The sequence below is a fragment of the Ruegeria sp. F12 genome, assembly GCF_056533885.1.
Genome location: NZ_JBQFOV010000002.1, coordinates 113817 through 127889 on the forward strand (window position 1 = coordinate 113817; position 14073 = coordinate 127889).

General features: G+C 52.9%; 14 protein-coding genes and 1 pseudogene. 8 read left to right on the forward strand and 7 right to left on the reverse strand.

Annotation, left to right across the window (positions count from 1 at the left end; all coding sequences use genetic code 11):
• Window positions 1-81 precede the first annotated feature (81 nt).
• On the reverse strand, window positions 82-1023 hold the full coding sequence (locus ACR0CA_RS03250) for a LysR family transcriptional regulator (RefSeq protein ID WP_480897433.1): 942 nt from the start codon (window positions 1021-1023) through the stop codon (window positions 82-84).
• 67 nt (window positions 1024-1090) lie between these two features.
• On the opposite strand from ACR0CA_RS03250, the gene ACR0CA_RS03255 reads away from it, so the two are divergent.
• The 3 genes and pseudogenes from ACR0CA_RS03255 (at window position 1091) to ACR0CA_RS03265 (ending at window position 3052) form a co-directional block, all read left to right on the forward strand.
• Window positions 1091-1963, forward strand: coding sequence for a TauD/TfdA dioxygenase family protein (locus ACR0CA_RS03255; RefSeq protein ID WP_480897434.1), 873 nt, complete (start codon window positions 1091-1093; stop codon window positions 1961-1963).
• A 135-nt stretch (window positions 1964-2098) separates the two neighbouring features.
• A pseudogene (locus ACR0CA_RS03260) lies at window positions 2099-2407 on the forward strand (alcohol dehydrogenase catalytic domain-containing protein); the annotation flags it as partial.
• Between the two features lie 138 nt (window positions 2408-2545).
• Complete coding sequence (locus ACR0CA_RS03265) at window positions 2546-3052, forward strand: zinc-binding dehydrogenase (protein WP_480502894.1); 507 nt, start codon at window positions 2546-2548, stop codon at window positions 3050-3052.
• Between the two features lie 147 nt (window positions 3053-3199).
• On the opposite strand, the gene ACR0CA_RS03270 is transcribed toward ACR0CA_RS03265, so the two are convergent.
• Window positions 3200-3790 carry a hypothetical protein gene (locus tag ACR0CA_RS03270; protein WP_480897435.1) on the reverse strand — a complete coding sequence of 197 codons (591 nt, stop codon included), beginning with the start codon at window positions 3788-3790 and terminating at the stop codon, window positions 3200-3202.
• A gap of 122 nt (window positions 3791-3912) precedes the next feature.
• On the opposite strand from ACR0CA_RS03270, the gene ACR0CA_RS03275 reads away from it, so the two are divergent.
• A complete protein-coding gene (locus ACR0CA_RS03275; RefSeq protein WP_480897436.1) occupies window positions 3913-4431 on the forward strand; it encodes a Crp/Fnr family transcriptional regulator in 519 nt (172 codons plus the stop codon).
• Window positions 4432-4667: 236 nt separating this feature from the next.
• On the opposite strand, the gene ACR0CA_RS03280 is transcribed toward ACR0CA_RS03275, so the two are convergent.
• From ACR0CA_RS03280 to ACR0CA_RS03295, 4 genes are all read right to left on the reverse strand, one after another.
• Window positions 4668-5447 (reverse strand): IclR family transcriptional regulator, encoded by a 780-nt coding sequence (locus ACR0CA_RS03280; protein WP_170788973.1) that lies wholly within the window; start codon window positions 5445-5447, stop codon window positions 4668-4670.
• A gap of 11 nt (window positions 5448-5458) precedes the next feature.
• A complete protein-coding gene (locus tag ACR0CA_RS03285; RefSeq protein ID WP_170770085.1) occupies window positions 5459-6817 on the reverse strand; it encodes a TRAP transporter large permease in 1359 nt (452 codons plus the stop codon).
• The gene (locus ACR0CA_RS03290) at window positions 6817-7482 is read right to left on the reverse strand and encodes a TRAP transporter small permease (RefSeq protein ID WP_170770084.1); all 666 of its coding nucleotides are present in this window, start codon (window positions 7480-7482) and stop codon (window positions 6817-6819) included. The genes ACR0CA_RS03285 and ACR0CA_RS03290 overlap by 1 nt, the downstream gene beginning before the upstream one ends.
• Window positions 7483-7549: 67 nt before the next feature.
• Window positions 7550-8788: a TRAP transporter substrate-binding protein gene (locus tag ACR0CA_RS03295; protein ID WP_170770083.1), complete on the reverse strand. Its 1239-nt coding sequence runs from the start codon at window positions 8786-8788 to the stop codon at window positions 7550-7552.
• Window positions 8789-8895: 107 nt separating this feature from the next.
• On the opposite strand from ACR0CA_RS03295, the gene ACR0CA_RS03300 reads away from it, so the two are divergent.
• The 4 genes from ACR0CA_RS03300 (at window position 8896) to ACR0CA_RS03315 (ending at window position 13446) form a co-directional block, all read left to right on the forward strand.
• Entirely contained in the window at window positions 8896-10491 is a 1596-nt protein-coding gene (locus ACR0CA_RS03300) for a GMC family oxidoreductase (RefSeq protein WP_480874645.1), read from the forward strand.
• Window positions 10492-11107: 616 nt separating this feature from the next.
• Window positions 11108-11641 (forward strand): hypothetical protein, encoded by a 534-nt coding sequence (locus tag ACR0CA_RS03305; protein ID WP_480897437.1) that lies wholly within the window; start codon window positions 11108-11110, stop codon window positions 11639-11641.
• Window positions 11642-11838: 197 nt separating this feature from the next.
• Entirely contained in the window at window positions 11839-12036 is a 198-nt protein-coding gene (locus ACR0CA_RS03310) for a tyrosine-type recombinase/integrase (RefSeq protein WP_480874651.1), read from the forward strand.
• Between the two features lie 483 nt (window positions 12037-12519).
• The gene (locus tag ACR0CA_RS03315; RefSeq protein ID WP_480897438.1) at window positions 12520-13446 is read left to right on the forward strand and encodes a DMT family transporter; all 927 of its coding nucleotides are present in this window, start codon (window positions 12520-12522) and stop codon (window positions 13444-13446) included.
• 114 nt (window positions 13447-13560) lie between these two features.
• On the opposite strand, the gene ACR0CA_RS03320 is transcribed toward ACR0CA_RS03315, so the two are convergent.
• Window positions 13561-13920 (reverse strand): group I truncated hemoglobin, encoded by a 360-nt coding sequence (locus ACR0CA_RS03320; protein WP_480897439.1) that lies wholly within the window; start codon window positions 13918-13920, stop codon window positions 13561-13563.
• Between the last annotated feature and the right edge of the window lie 153 nt (window positions 13921-14073).

The window sequence follows — 14073 nt, forward strand, 5'->3', positions numbered from 1 at the left end:
GACCCAAGCCCAGTTTTGACTCCCAGTTTTCTTAGTTCAATTGGTCGAAAACATCTTGTGGATACCTACTGGAGTGCCAACTCACATACAAACCCGTTGACTATCTGCTGCTTCCAATAGCGCCGCTGTAACTGCGTCGATCATTTTGGTGTGAGGCGATGCCGTCATACTTGCCAAGCCAACAATGCGTTCTGGTCCCTTCTGTTCAAGGGGGATCCTTTTGAGCCGCAGATGGTCATATGTCGTTAAACGGTTGTCTGGTATGATTGACACGCCAAGTTCAGCGGCCACCATACTGGAGATTGCTTCAAGACTCTCAAGCTCCATCGCGTCTTTGACTTCAATGCCCTTTCTTTGCAGCCAAGTCTCGATTTGCCTTCCTACAACCGCATCACGCGTAAAGCGAATAAACGGTGACGCACCAAGCAATTCTCTCGAAGGTAAATCTGGGGTGTTTTCCGAGACAAGCAGGACCAATTTTTCAGATACAATTTCTGAGAATTCCAATGTGTTTGGCAGAACATCTGGTCGGGAAATGATCGCCGCTTGAATCTGCCCGCGGTCCAACTGTAGCAAAAGCTGATTGGTCAAACCTGGAACAATCCGTACAAGGATGTCCGGATGCACGGACTTTAGCCTCGCCAACGCAGTTGGCACTAATCCAGTCAGGGTCGTTGGAACGGCCCCCAAAGTTATTTCACCAGAGAGTTCGTTGTTCGACTTCACCCTGTCCGCCAAACCGTCATATGCGGCCACCACCGCAGCAGCCTCTCCGACGAACGTTAGCCCGGTATGAGTAAGTTTGGGCGACTTGGATGATCGGTCAAATAGTTCGAGCCCCAACGCGACCTCCAGATTCCGCATCTGGTGACTGACCGCCGACGGAGTTAGATGCTCCGCCTCAGACGCGGCACGGAAGTTACCATGTCGATGAACTGCGATTAGAGTTCGCAGTGCCCGAATACTCATCCCGATAACCTCGCTAGCACTAAAACCGTGTTCATTATTTGAAAATTTTTTCACTTATTAGTCAAAGTTTTTTCGTTTTTGTTCATTTTTTTTGATGTGTACCATGCACACAGCACGCCTTATGAAACCAAACCCAGAGGTGCTTATGGTTGCTCCCAAATCCAACGCCTATACTTCCATCGTCGCCAAACCCTTCGCTCCAAACCTCGGGGCTGAGATCTACGGAGTCGACCTAAGCCGGCCTGTGCCTGACGACCAGTTTGCAGAGATCTGCGACGCTTTTCACACCTACCAGGTGCTGTTCTTCAAAGAGCAGAAGGAAATACCACCTGCGCAGCACATTGAATTTGGGAAACGCTTTGGGCCGCTTCACGCACACCCCGCAGCCCCAACGATGGACGGGTATCCGGAGATTTTCGAAATACATGCAACTAAGAATTCCAAGGTAGCAAACGGTGAGTTCTGGCACTCTGACGTCTCTTGCGATGTGACACCGCCCCTTGGAACTATGCTGCAAATCCATGTTGCACCACCCTGTGGCGGGGATACCATGTTCAGTGATATGTATGCGGCCTACGATGATCTTTCGGAACCGATAAAAGATATGATCAACGGGTTATCTGCACTTCATAGTTCCGAGCATATCTACAAAGGCCGCTATAGCGACCGGGGGCAAAAAGACAGCGAAATTGACTGTCCCGAAGCAGTTCATCCGATCGTTAGGACCCATCCGGAAACGGGCCGAAAGTCGCTGTTTGTGAATCGAACATTTACAACAAAGATTTTGGGCTTGTCGGAAAAGGAAAGCGACGCGATCCTCAACATGCTTTTCGAGCATGCGGAACAGATCAACTATCAAATCCGGTTCAGGTGGTCACTTAACGACATGGCCTTTTGGGACAACCGGTGCTGTATGCATCGTGCGATCTGGGACTATTGGCCCGCTGAGAGAAAAGGGCGACGTGTGACCGTGAAAGGCGATAGGCCTGTTTAGACTCGACCGAACCGAATTGCTGGATCAAAGAAACCGAATCTTTAGGAGCGATAAGTGCGAGCTGCAGTCGTAAGAAAGTTTTGTGAAGATCTTTCGATTGAGACGGTCCCGGATCCAACCTGCCCAGACAATGGAGTGGTCCTGGAGGTCGCAGCCTGTGGAGTATGTCGCTCGGATTACCATGGATGGTCTGGCGCGCACCCCAAAGTTCAAAATGGCTCCATCTTAGGGCACGAATATTGTGGAACTGTGGTAGAGGCAGGGCCTCAAGCGAAGCACAGTGTTGGTGACCGCCTCATAGCGCCATTCATCTTGGGTTGCGGCAGCTGCAACGCTTGTCAAACAGGCGTATCAAACACTTGTGGTAAACAAATCGTTCCAGGATTTGGAACGCCAGGTGCCTACGCAGAATATGTCGCTGTGCCGTTTGACCATAACTTGGTTCACTTGCCAGAAACGCTCTCTCCTTCCTTGGCGGCAGGGCTCGGGTGTCGTGTAACCACTGCTTGGCATGCTTTGACAGACCGCGCAGATGTCGCAGCTGGTGAATGGGTGGCTGTCCACGGTACAGGAGGTATTGGCTTGTCCGTTCTTCTATTGGCAAAAATGCTTGGATGCCGAGTTGTCGTAGTGGATGTGGTCGATGAGAAACTTGAGCATGCAAAGCTTAACGGTGCAGACGCTACAGTAAATGCCAGCAAAGAAGACGCCGCAGCAGCGATCCTAGATATCACGGATGGAGGAGCACAGGTTTCCATAGAAGCGCTGGGGATCGAAACAACGACGAACGCATCCTTAGAGTGTCTCGCCATCCTTGGTCGACACGTGCAAATTGGTATGCCTTCGGGCGACGGCCAGATGCAGGTAAACATGCGTGCAATCTATTCCAAACAACTCTCGTTTTTCGGCACTCGTGGTATGCCTTCGTGGAAATACCCACGCCTTCTAGGAATGATCGAGCGTGGCGAAGTAGATATCCAGCCAATGGTCGCCAGAGAGGTCCGATTGGAAGAGGCCAGCAATGAACTTCGCGCAATGAATGGACCAACTTCCCCAGGAACCGCTGTTATCACAAGGTTTCAGCCGTGATCAGCGCAAACGCCTGATAGGTATTTATTCAGTCATTCTCTCTGTCATCGTGCGCCCCTTCGCAAATTCAGATACTCACGCAAACTGGCTGTTCAGGGTAATGCAATGAGCGCCTGCTTTGGGCTCGGTGCAGACGTTCAGCAGAATTCAGTGAGCGTCCGCTGTGCGGACGAAGTCGCCATTGTCCGCCTGGGGACAAAGGTCCGCTTTGGGGAGACGCGCCCAGAGAAACCCAGTCAGAAGCGAAAGCAGTACAGCCAAAGTTGTCAGGGCCGATTTAACAATTGTGGCTGTACTGGCGGCATACACCAGTGCACTTGATACCTCTGGCCAACTCCAAATCATGGCCGCGATTCCAATGTTTTCGAAATAGTCAAACAAGGCGCAGCCAACCGAGAGAATTATGCCAGAGCGAACAAGCTTGCTGTCGGGCATACGTCGCCCGAACCAGCTAAACGTGGTTATCAAAGTCAGCGCGAGCATAGCCGGGTAAAATGTATCCAGAGAGAGCTGGTAACTGAGATAATACTCGCGCCCTTCCGCTCTTAAGGCTTCAAGAAGCGACGCGGCGTCTTTGGGAGTGTAGCCGAGCGGACGCATGTCGAATGGGACGTGCCCCGAGACAGCTTCGATGTGAGCAAGCGTGACGCTGATCATCAGCACGTAGATGACTAAAGCAATCAACCCGCAGCCAACGGCGGCAAAACCGATGTACCTTGAAAGAATTGTGTGAATCATTTTGGGAACTCCTTGATCTGTGCCAAGTTGCCCTTGGGTGAAGCCACACGCATTATCATTTGATAAGGCAAACCAAGATGGATCTACGGAAATTTCTCGCACAGTCTCCTGACCTGCCTGATATGAGTTCTGCAGACGGTTTTGCGTCTCAGTGGAGAAGTAAGCGTTTGAACAAGGGCGCACGCCTTGCCCACCAAGAACAACCTGAATCAGATGAGTTCATTCTTTTGGATGGGTGCCTAGCCAGCAGCATTTGTGACCAAGAAGGCAAGGAAGTATGCGTTGGGCTCCATGTAGGTCCTTGCGTTGTCACGCCGAATATCGCGCGAACGCGGGATGGAGTGTCCCTTGTGTCCATCGAGGCAACCAAAGACGCTTCGCTTTATTGGATCAATACTGATCGGCTTACGAACCTGATGATTGAGTCTGAACCAATCCGAAACTGGGCAAATGGTATTCTACGAGACGCATTGAGTGAAAAGGCGGAACGCGAATGGTGTCTCGCCGCTCTTGGCGGGGCGGAGCGGCTGAACTGGTTCCGCCAAGCATTCCCCAGCTATGAAGACATTTTCACTCATTCGTTGATAGCATCCTTTTTGGGGATCACGCCTGTCACGATGAGCCGTCTACGCGCTAGGTAGAGAGCAAAAAGAAGGGCGGAACTCACGATTTGGAGAATTCTGCCGTCGCCTACGGAAACCCAACAAGGCAACTCGGCTGAACTATTGGGACTCTCAGAGGCGATATACATTCAAATAACCGACTTTCCTTGAGCCCGCGTAAGCGGGTGAAGGTTGTTGATATCTGGAAAATAGATAGGGGCGCGAACAATACCGGTGTAGGCAAAAAAATTTGCTACAGCACTGCAAAGAGCCAATCAGGAACAAAGAAGGTTCGACAACTTTTCGGCTCCACCATTCAGGACAGGAAGGAATTCGAGCAACCCTTGCAGTTCATGACGTTGCGTTGGGGCATGAACCGACAAAGTGGCGACCAACCTGCCCGTCTCGTCCTGAATTGGCACGGCAACAGCGGTCATGCCGGACATGAATTCTTCGTCATCAGTCGAATAATTTCTGGCAGAAATCCGGTGCATTTCGGCCCGCAATGCCTCCGGTTCGGTCAGTGTATGCGGCGTCTGGGCGTCCAGCCTTCCAGCGGCCAGATAACCGTCCAGAACTTGTTGCCTAAGCGTCGACAAGTACATCTTGCCGCTAGCGGTGCAGTGAAACGGCACTTGCGTCCCGATCGGCAATTGAATGCGCAAAGGCCACTTTGTCTCGACCCGGTCAAGATAGATCATCCCTTCGCGGTCGGGGATCGCCAGATTGCACGTTTCGCCGATCTCATCCGCCACGCTGCGCAAAATTGCTAGTCGCGCGGTACGAAGATGTTCCGATGACACTGTATTCACGGAAAGCTGGCGCAGGCGAGGCCCCGGTCCGAAAGACCGCCCATCCAGATCGCGCTGCAGAAACCCTTCGGCTTCGGCGGTTTGCAGCAGGCGATGGATCGTCGGTTTTGCCAAGCCCAGAGTTTCGATTAAATCCGATGGCTTTACCGCGACCCCACGCCGGGCGATTTCCTCAAGGATCACCAATAGGCGCAGATTTGTCGGTATCTGAGTTTCTTTTTCGGGTGCATCAGTATAGGCCATCCCGGTACATTCTAGTTGTTTGGCAGCAGGATCAAGGCCAGATCAGGTACCAGTGACACCAGTATCCAAACTGATAGCAAAGCCACTAGATACGGCACCGTGTAGCGCAACAATCTGAAATAGGGCACGCCGGTCACGCCGGACGCCACGTACAAGTTCAATCCATAGGGCGGGGTGATGAAACCGATGGATGCCCCGACCAGAAAGATCACCGAGAAATGGATTGGATCGACGCCAACAGACGCTGCTATGGGGGCCAGTATCGGGGCAAGAATGATCGTGACAGGTAGGCTTTCCAACACCATGCCGGAAAAGAATACGATCACCATCGAGGTAAACAACACGGCGTGGTACCCGCCCATTGAGGTGACAAAGTCACCGATCGTCTGCTGCGCCCCCAGCAACGACAGGATTTGCTGCATCACGACAGACACGGCAATCAGCGGTGCAAGGATACCAGTGATCTGCGCAGATCGGATCACGATCGAGGGGATCTCGGGGATGGTAAACCCTTCAACTACGAACATCTCGGCATAGGTTTTCTCGGTCGGCGGAATATTGTTGCGCGCGCCCATGATGCGGTTAATCGGATAGCTGACCAGCCCGGCAATCACACAGAATCCGACAGTCACGCCGGCGGCTTCGGTGGGTGAAAACTTGCCGGTGTAGATGCCCCACAGTACTAGGCCGATGGCAAAGAACCCAAGCCAAGCGCCAAAGGCGGTTTTCAGGATGCGGTTAAGTTGCAACGGGATCAGATAGCCCCAACCGTTGATGCGGCAGATGATCCAACAGGCCAGTTGCATGCCCATCACCATCAGCGCGCCGGGCAGAATGCCGGCCACGAACAGCTCGGAGATTGGCAGGTTCATCAGGAACCCGTAGACGATGAAAATAATCGACGGCGGTATGATGATGCCGACCGTACCACCCGCCGCAGCGGTTGCGGCACTAAAGCGCTCGTCATAACCGCCCTTGACCATTTCCGGGTGCAGCATCGACCCGATCGTCGCGGTGGTGGCCGAGTTTGAGCCGGAAATCGCCGCGAACAACCCGCACGCCCCCAGCGAGGCCATCGCAAGCCCGCCGCGTATCCAGCCCAGACAGGCATAGGCAAAGTCGCTTAGCCGGCGCGCAATACCGGATTTGTTGATCAGGTCACCGGTCAGAATGAACAATGGCATCGCCAACAGGGCGAAGCCCTTGTTGAACACGTTCAAGAGTTCCGCTCCCATATTGTCCAGCGTCAGGCCAAGGACAAAAGAACAGCCGATCACCCAATAGCTGATGACCAGCAGAACCGGCACGCCCAGCATGAACAGAAAAGTGACCCCTATCGAGATCAGAGTTACCCAGGTTCCGTCCGCCATCAGTCCGATCCTATCACCGCCTGCTGAAGCAGTGGCTTACCTGTTTTCCAGTTGTCAAAATCATCTGCCAGGTTCTGAAACACCCGCCCAACCATTAGGAAGAACGACAGCGGCGCGGCCAGAAGGAACCACCATTGCATGATGTTGTCGGTTCCGAGCACGATCTGAAAATTCGAAGCCGAAAGCGCCACCAGACGTGTCGTTGTCACGATGACAATGACTGCGAAAATGAACCAAAGAACAGCGTCCAATATCAGACAGGCCAGCTGCGCGCCGCGCGGCATCCCCGTGCGAAATTCAGTAAAGCTCAGATGTGTACGCAGGCGCACGTTGTAAGACGCGCCAAACCAAGCCATCACCATGAACAACAACGGCGGGATGGTCGTCGACCACGGTTCCTGATCGTTGAACACAAACCTGTCAATAACACCCCAAAAGATGATCAGCGCGATGGCCAGATAGGAGTACACCATGACCGAGCGTTCAAGCTGGCGCTCGATGAACGGTACTTTTCGGTAGATCATCATGATTAGCAAACCGCCGAGCGCGGCGACCACCGTTCCGACTACCCAAGCCGCGTCAGACCGCAGTGCGGTTTGAATCTCGAATGAATCCCGGCTGAGTAAGGCGCTGAAAATTGCCCCAATATCTGCCCACAGCGACATGAACCCCGTCCTCCCAGTCGGTGTTTAGTGGAACCGGCCCGCGAAAGGACCGGTTCGTTCAGTTTAATTAGGCAGTGCCCATCCACCAACGGCGGGGTTCGACATTCTCAGGCAGCATATCCGCCGGAATCTCGCGCGCGATGTCGTAGATTTCCTGATAGGTATCGATGCCACCCGCCCAGTTGTTCAGACGCTCACGCCATTGCGCCCAGGGTTCAGGGTTGTAGTTTGGCGCACACATTTCTTCGGCCAATTTGATCTGATCATCAGCCAGGAACGCGGCCCGTACACCGTTTTCGGCAAAGATCGTGTTCGGCAGTTGCGGGTCCGAGAAGCCCACGGTGTTCAGCAACGCAGCCTCGTTCGCACCTTGAATGAGCGCTTGTGTGAAGTACGAGGATTCCATGACGGCATCCTGAAGCTCTCCGCTCAGGCTGTCGAACACTTTTGCTGACATCGAGGTGTGTTCGGTACCACAGAAGAACTTGAGGTTCACCGACTGTGACACAACTGGGGCCATGTTGGCATAAGCCACGGCAGAGGCCCAAGTCTCGGCCCCATCGATCAGACCAGTTTTCAACGCATCCAACGTCTCTTCCCACGCGACAGGCACTGGGTTCAGGTTCAGCAGCTGCATTGCGATCCGACCAAGTTGTGTGCCGGTCACGCGGTTCTTAGTACCGAACAGCTCTTCCAGCTTTGTAACAGTTGGTTTGTCTGCAAAGTTAGAACCCATCTGAAGGCCACGCAGTTCACAATGGGTGAACAAGAACTTCAGCCCATGGCGCTTCTCAAGGGGGTCTCGTAAGATGCGCTGACTGGCGGGGCTGTAAAAGAAATGATACTGCGCTGCGCGGCTGGGGAACATATAGGCATAGTCCAACACGTTCAAATACGGCGCGCCGCCTGCCGAGTTCTGGGTTGAAGCGGCATAAATGTCGACGATTCCCTGCTGAGTCTTCTCGACGCAGCTCAGCTGACCGCAGATCTGGTTGTCGCCGATGAACTCGATGCGAATCTCACCGTCTGTACGCTCTTCGAGGTCGCGCGCGAACTCGATGGCACCGGCCCGTTCGATCAAAAGGTTGCGGGTATTGAAGCCGGCCGCACCGAATTTCAGCGTGTGTTTGGGCTCCTTCGAAAACCTCTTTTCATAATTTGACTCAGCGGCTTGCGCCAGATTGGCGAGGCTCATCGCGCCGCCGAACCCACCAGCTGCCAGCAGAGTCGAGCTCATGCCATAGCGCCCTGCCACACGGAAGAAATCCCGCCGTGAAATGCCACTCAGTTTCCGTCCGATCTCCATTGCTATCCTCCCGTTTCACAATTATTGAGACGTTTTGTATCAAAAAATGCTAGTATAGTTCTGGCAATTTGCATAGAGTTTTTTGACGACTTTGGGAGGAGACGGTCATGGAAGTGGATTATGCGGTTGTCGGGGCGGGGTCCTCTGGCTGTGTCATTGCCAACCGCCTAAGCGCTGATCCCAACACCAAAGTCGCCCTGCTTGAAGCGGGCGGGCCAGATACGAACCCGTGGATTCACATCCCTGTTGGGTATTTCAAAACCATGCACAATCCGTCGGTCGACTGGTGCTACCGCACCGAACCCGACCCAGGGTTGAACGGTCGTTCCATCGACTGGCCGCGCGGCAAAGTACTGGGTGGATCATCCTCGCTAAACGGTCTCCTTTATGTACGCGGACAAAAAGAGGACTACGACCGCTGGCGCCAGATGGGCAATGTCGGCTGGGGATGGGAAGATTTGCTGCCCCTATTCAAACGCAGCGAAGATCAGGAACGCGGCGAGGATGCCTTTCACGGCACAGGCGGCCCGCTGTCAGTATCGAATATGCGTATACAACGTCCGATCTGCGACGCCTGGGTCGCCGCTGCGCAATCCGCGGGCTATCCGTTCAACCCGGACTACAACGGTGCGGAACAAGAAGGCGTCGGGTATTTTCAACTGACGACGCGCAACGGTCGCAGGTGCAGCGCTGCGGTGGCTTATCTCAAGCCGGTCCGCGACCGCACCAATCTGAATATCATCACCCACGCTATGGTGTCGCACGTCACATTTAACGGCAAAAAAGCGACCGGACTGGAATATCGCGACCGATCTGGAGCTGTGCAGAAAATCACCGTTCGTCGCGAGATCATTCTGTCCGGCGGAGCAATCAACTCGCCGCAGATATTGATGCTATCGGGCATTGGTGATCCCGATCACTTGAAGGACAACGGGATTGAGCCGATCCACGCGTTGCCTCGCGTTGGCAAAGGTTTGCAGGATCACCTGCAGGCGCGACTTGTATTCAAATGCAACGAGCCCACGCTGAATGACGAAGTGCGTAGCCTGTTCAATCAGGCCCGGATTGCGCTAAAATATGCGTTGTTCCGCGCAGGTCCCATGACCATGGCCGCTAGCCTTGCCACCGGGTTTCTGAAAACGCGCCCCGAAGTGCAAACGCCCGATATCCAGTTCCACGTCCAGCCGTGGTCGGCGGACAGTCCTGGCGAGGGGGTACACCCGTTTTCTGCCTTTACCATGTCGGTTTGCCAATTGCGCCCGGAAAGCCGAGGCGAGCTGCATTTAAATGGGCCCGATCCATCTGAATATGTCAAAATCTTCCCGAATTACCTGTCTACGGAAACCGACTGCCGGACGATCGTGGACGGTGTGAACATCGCTCGAAGGATTGCACGACATAACCCATTAGCGTCAAAAATTTCGGAAGAGTTCCGGCCTGACGCGCAGCTATCCTGCGATGATTACGAAGGCACACTGGACTGGGCACGGTCGAATTCTGTTTCGATTTACCATCCGACGGGCACTTGCGCGATGGGCGCGTCGGGCGATGCAGTCGTAGACCCCAAACTGAAAGTCAACGGAATAGAAAATCTGCGGGTCGCTGATTGCTCGATCATGCCAGAAATCGTCAGCGGAAACACCAACGCACCTGCGATCATGATCGGTGAAAAGGCGAGCGATTTAATACTTGCGGATGCCTGACCACTCGGCACGTGCGATCACTTCGGACAGGAGCACGGCGACAGCGGGTGGCCCCAACCGAAGCAACTTGGCTGCGCGTCTCAAAGATGTCCGACTGAAAAAGGGATACACTCTAAAGGCTTTGGCCAAGGCATTGGGCGACGAACACCACACTATGATCAAGCAAATGGAACTTGGCAATGTGGCAGTACCTTCGAACCTATGGGTAACACTTGACGAACCTCTCAATTTGGATCGCTATATCTGGGTGCGTCTTTGAACCCAAGAATAACATCCCGACATGCATTGGTCGCTCTTGGCAACCTGAGCAGCCGGGAAGTAGCGAACTTCTTGGATGCCTTGCACAAGGGACAACTGAAAAACTTGCTGAACCAGCAGAACCAACAACCCAAACCAAAATCCACACCTGAAGACCTGACCTCTGCATGCCCAGCGCAAAGCGGATCGATTTAGCGTGCCCAAGTTCGGATGCGCTGGGTCTTCTTTGTGTCTAAAGAAAGAGCCCAATGAATATCTTCAAACCAATGACAGCCCGTACTTCGACAAGTTCATGATCGGCGGCAAAGAGTACAAGGCCAGTACCAAGCGCAAAGACTAGGCTGTTGCTAAACGCGTCATGCCGGCGGAATACAACAAGGTTATGGACATTCGCCAACATGGCGAGAAGCCGGAGATAACGCTCCGAGACGCCTCCGCGCTCACGGTGGCCAGTGTCCAAAGCCGGACCAAGGACAGCTACCAATACAACATGCATCAAATGCTAGGGCTGACCAAGGTCTTCCACGGCCACTGGTCGCTTGATCCGGACCGTCCTCTTTCTCCTTGGACCGGTGGCGACGTGGATCACCTAAGGATGGCACGTCGGGCAGAAGGTATGACGGCAAACACGACTAAAGTCGAACTTCGCTTTCTCAAGCGAGTGAACAACTTTTGCAAAAAGAAGAACAAGGTGAACCCTGACCTGGATACTGAATTCGACCGTGGCTTAGTGAAATGCCAAGTTTTTTCTGAAACCAAAGAAAATGCCATTCCCCAGTTTCCCAACGCCAAGGCATCTGAGGGAAACGCCGCATATCAGAAGGCGGCCGATCTGTTCGACTACCTAAAAAATAAAGGTTTAAGGCTGATTGAAGCCATTCTGGTCGAGTAAGCAGATATGATCTGGAAAACAGAGCGATCGGCAACCGGGGCCACAAAACCAAGAAGTCCGTGTTAGTCCCAATCAGCGACCGGCTCTACGACGTTTTTTACAAGGCTCCCTGAGCAACCAAAACCTTTCGTCTCAATGGACCGGGCCGTCAAACCCAAGCGGCAAGCCTAACGGACAACTGCGCCTCCAGTGCCCGTGTGTTGGCGGAGAAAGGAGCGGCAACAATTCACTCCTGCAGGGATACCTATGCAACTCGGATGCTGAACAAAGGTATGCGACCTGAGGAAGTGTCTCATCTCTTAGGTCACTCGACGGTCACTCCGACACAAAAAACCGCCAAGTTCGCGAATCTGACCACGTCAGACAAAGCGCGCGAGTTGCTAAACGCAGCCTAAGGCAAAACCGAAAGCGTCCCAAATTCCGACCCATTCTGGACTTACTGCACTGGGTCAAATCACCCTGATAGGTGTTAAGACTTAGTTTTTTAGGAAATTTTCTGGTGCCCACACGGAATACACAAACCAAAGTAAATATATATTTTTAAAGTATAAAACATAAACACATACCATACGATACCCCGAATAGTACCCCCAGTGGCAAAATTGCCTCGCCTGCACTTGCAGTGTACTTGCGACGACGATTCACCATTTAGAAGTCAATTTTGACCTCGAACAAAGCTACGCCCTCAAAAAAAATAGTCGTTAGTATGACACGAGCTTTGGGATCAATCAGGCAACGAGCCAGCTTTATAGGTTTGAACATTGAAGTATATAATCTGATCAATCGCAGATGCATGCTTTAGTGACCGCTGTGCGAACAAAGCAGTCATTCTTAGAATCTCTAAAGACGAAGATGCAAATGCGTGATAGCTCCAGATTATGGCCACAGCATCTGCGCGAAATCGAACGCCCATCCCTTACGCTTTTGCGGTTGTTGGTGTTCTTTTTGCTTCAATCTGTTTCGGGCTGGTTCCCTACTTCAGCCGAAGCTTGACCGAACAGGGTGTAGCACCCTATGCGGTCGCATTCTACCGCTACATTGTTGCGGCTCTTCTTCTGCTTCCCGTTCTCATCGTGCACCGAAAAGAATGGCGAGAGATCACTTGGGGTCTCTCCGCCGGAGCCGTAATGGGGCTTGGTTGGATCGGATATGTAACAGCGCTGGAGAAGCTACCCGCATCGACAGTGGGTGTGCTTTACATGACCTATCCGGTGTTCACCTTAGTTATTGCTTGGGCTGTGTTTGGCGACGCACCCACGCGACGCGCCATGTTGGCCGCTGGTCTGATTGTGGTGGCAGCTGTCATTGCTGGCTCACCTACGTCAGTGGCTGCGGAACACCTACCAACGCTGCTGCTATCCCTTGCCGCCCCATTTGGGTTTGGTTTCGGAATTTGCATCCTGGTACACAGGTTGTCACGTATCGCGCCCTTGGCACGTATCGCGTCAGTTTCTCTGGGGTCTGTACTGGGCCTCGCACCGCTCATCCTTGGTGCTGAGGTTGGAGAGCTTCTCCCAATGGAACAGTCCGATTGGCTTTTCATTGTTGGTATTGGTCTGGTTACCGCTTTCGTGCCCCAGCTTATCTACACAATATGCTCACCTGTTATTGGGGCTTCCCAAACTGCGGTCGTCGGAAGCATCGAATTACCCACGATGTTTGCCGTGGGATATCTTGCTTTTGGCGAAGCCATCTCTTTACCTCAAGCTTTGGCATGCGCCTTAGTGCTGGGCGCGATCGCGATCACAAGAAGTAGAAAGACGCGCACCGTATCTACCGTGCTCGCAAAATCACCGAAGCGGTAGTACTGGGCTCAAGGAAGACTTTGGTCTAAATTTCGCGAACGACCACCATGCGGGGAAAACAAGCTTTGATTGAAGATTTTGAAGATTGCCGACTCTACCCGGTTGTGGCGAAATTCAGATACCTACAACTTGGTCCTTGAAGCTATATAGAATGTATAAGACCTCTTCTTGTTCCCGTTGGCCGACGTTGTTGGCCTTTAGGGCGTTCATGGCGTCGTCCAGAACAGCGACAAATTCATCTCCGCTGATGTTCATGTGCTGATGCGCTGCAACCATATCCTTGCCTGTATATATCTCAGGCCCGCCAGAACCAGTTATGAAGAAGTCTCCTGCCATTTGTTTGAGGTGTTCCATATCAGTTCCCGCAAATCGTGCAGCGACAACTGGGTTTTTAGAGTGATTGTCCACCAGAACGTCGACTATTCGCCGAATACCACCCGTTCCTCCCAGACGTTCATATAGCGTCTTTGACATGGTGCCCCCCGTGTCTGGCTCACCTCAAACCTCGATCTCTTGCGAATGCTAGCATGCCGCACTGATTGGCGCCAAATCTATAGCATTTAGGCGATTTTTTTCATCGGAATCCATCACCAAATGCGATGTCTTTTTTCAGCTCACAACCGACGA

Coding starts and splice junctions, on each gene's coding strand:
- ACR0CA_RS03270 (WP_480897435.1), bottom strand. CDS start 3,790: ATGATTCACACAATTCTTTCAAGGTACATCGGTTTTGCCGCCGTTGGC.
- ACR0CA_RS03320 (WP_480897439.1), bottom strand. CDS start 13,920: ATGTCAAAGACGCTATATGAACGTCTGGGAGGAACGGGTGGTATTCGG.
- ACR0CA_RS03315 (WP_480897438.1), top strand. CDS start 12,520: ATGGCCACAGCATCTGCGCGAAATCGAACGCCCATCCCTTACGCTTTT.
- ACR0CA_RS03255 (WP_480897434.1), top strand. CDS start 1,091: ATGAAACCAAACCCAGAGGTGCTTATGGTTGCTCCCAAATCCAACGCC.
- ACR0CA_RS03300 (WP_480874645.1), top strand. CDS start 8,896: ATGGAAGTGGATTATGCGGTTGTCGGGGCGGGGTCCTCTGGCTGTGTC.
- ACR0CA_RS03280 (WP_170788973.1), bottom strand. CDS start 5,447: ATGGCCTATACTGATGCACCCGAAAAAGAAACTCAGATACCGACAAAT.
- ACR0CA_RS03285 (WP_170770085.1), bottom strand. CDS start 6,817: ATGGCGGACGGAACCTGGGTAACTCTGATCTCGATAGGGGTCACTTTT.
- ACR0CA_RS03295 (WP_170770083.1), bottom strand. CDS start 8,788: ATGGAGATCGGACGGAAACTGAGTGGCATTTCACGGCGGGATTTCTTC.
- ACR0CA_RS03275 (WP_480897436.1), top strand. CDS start 3,913: ATGAGTTCTGCAGACGGTTTTGCGTCTCAGTGGAGAAGTAAGCGTTTG.
- ACR0CA_RS03290 (WP_170770084.1), bottom strand. CDS start 7,482: ATGTCGCTGTGGGCAGATATTGGGGCAATTTTCAGCGCCTTACTCAGC.
- ACR0CA_RS03305 (WP_480897437.1), top strand. CDS start 11,108: ATGCCGGCGGAATACAACAAGGTTATGGACATTCGCCAACATGGCGAG.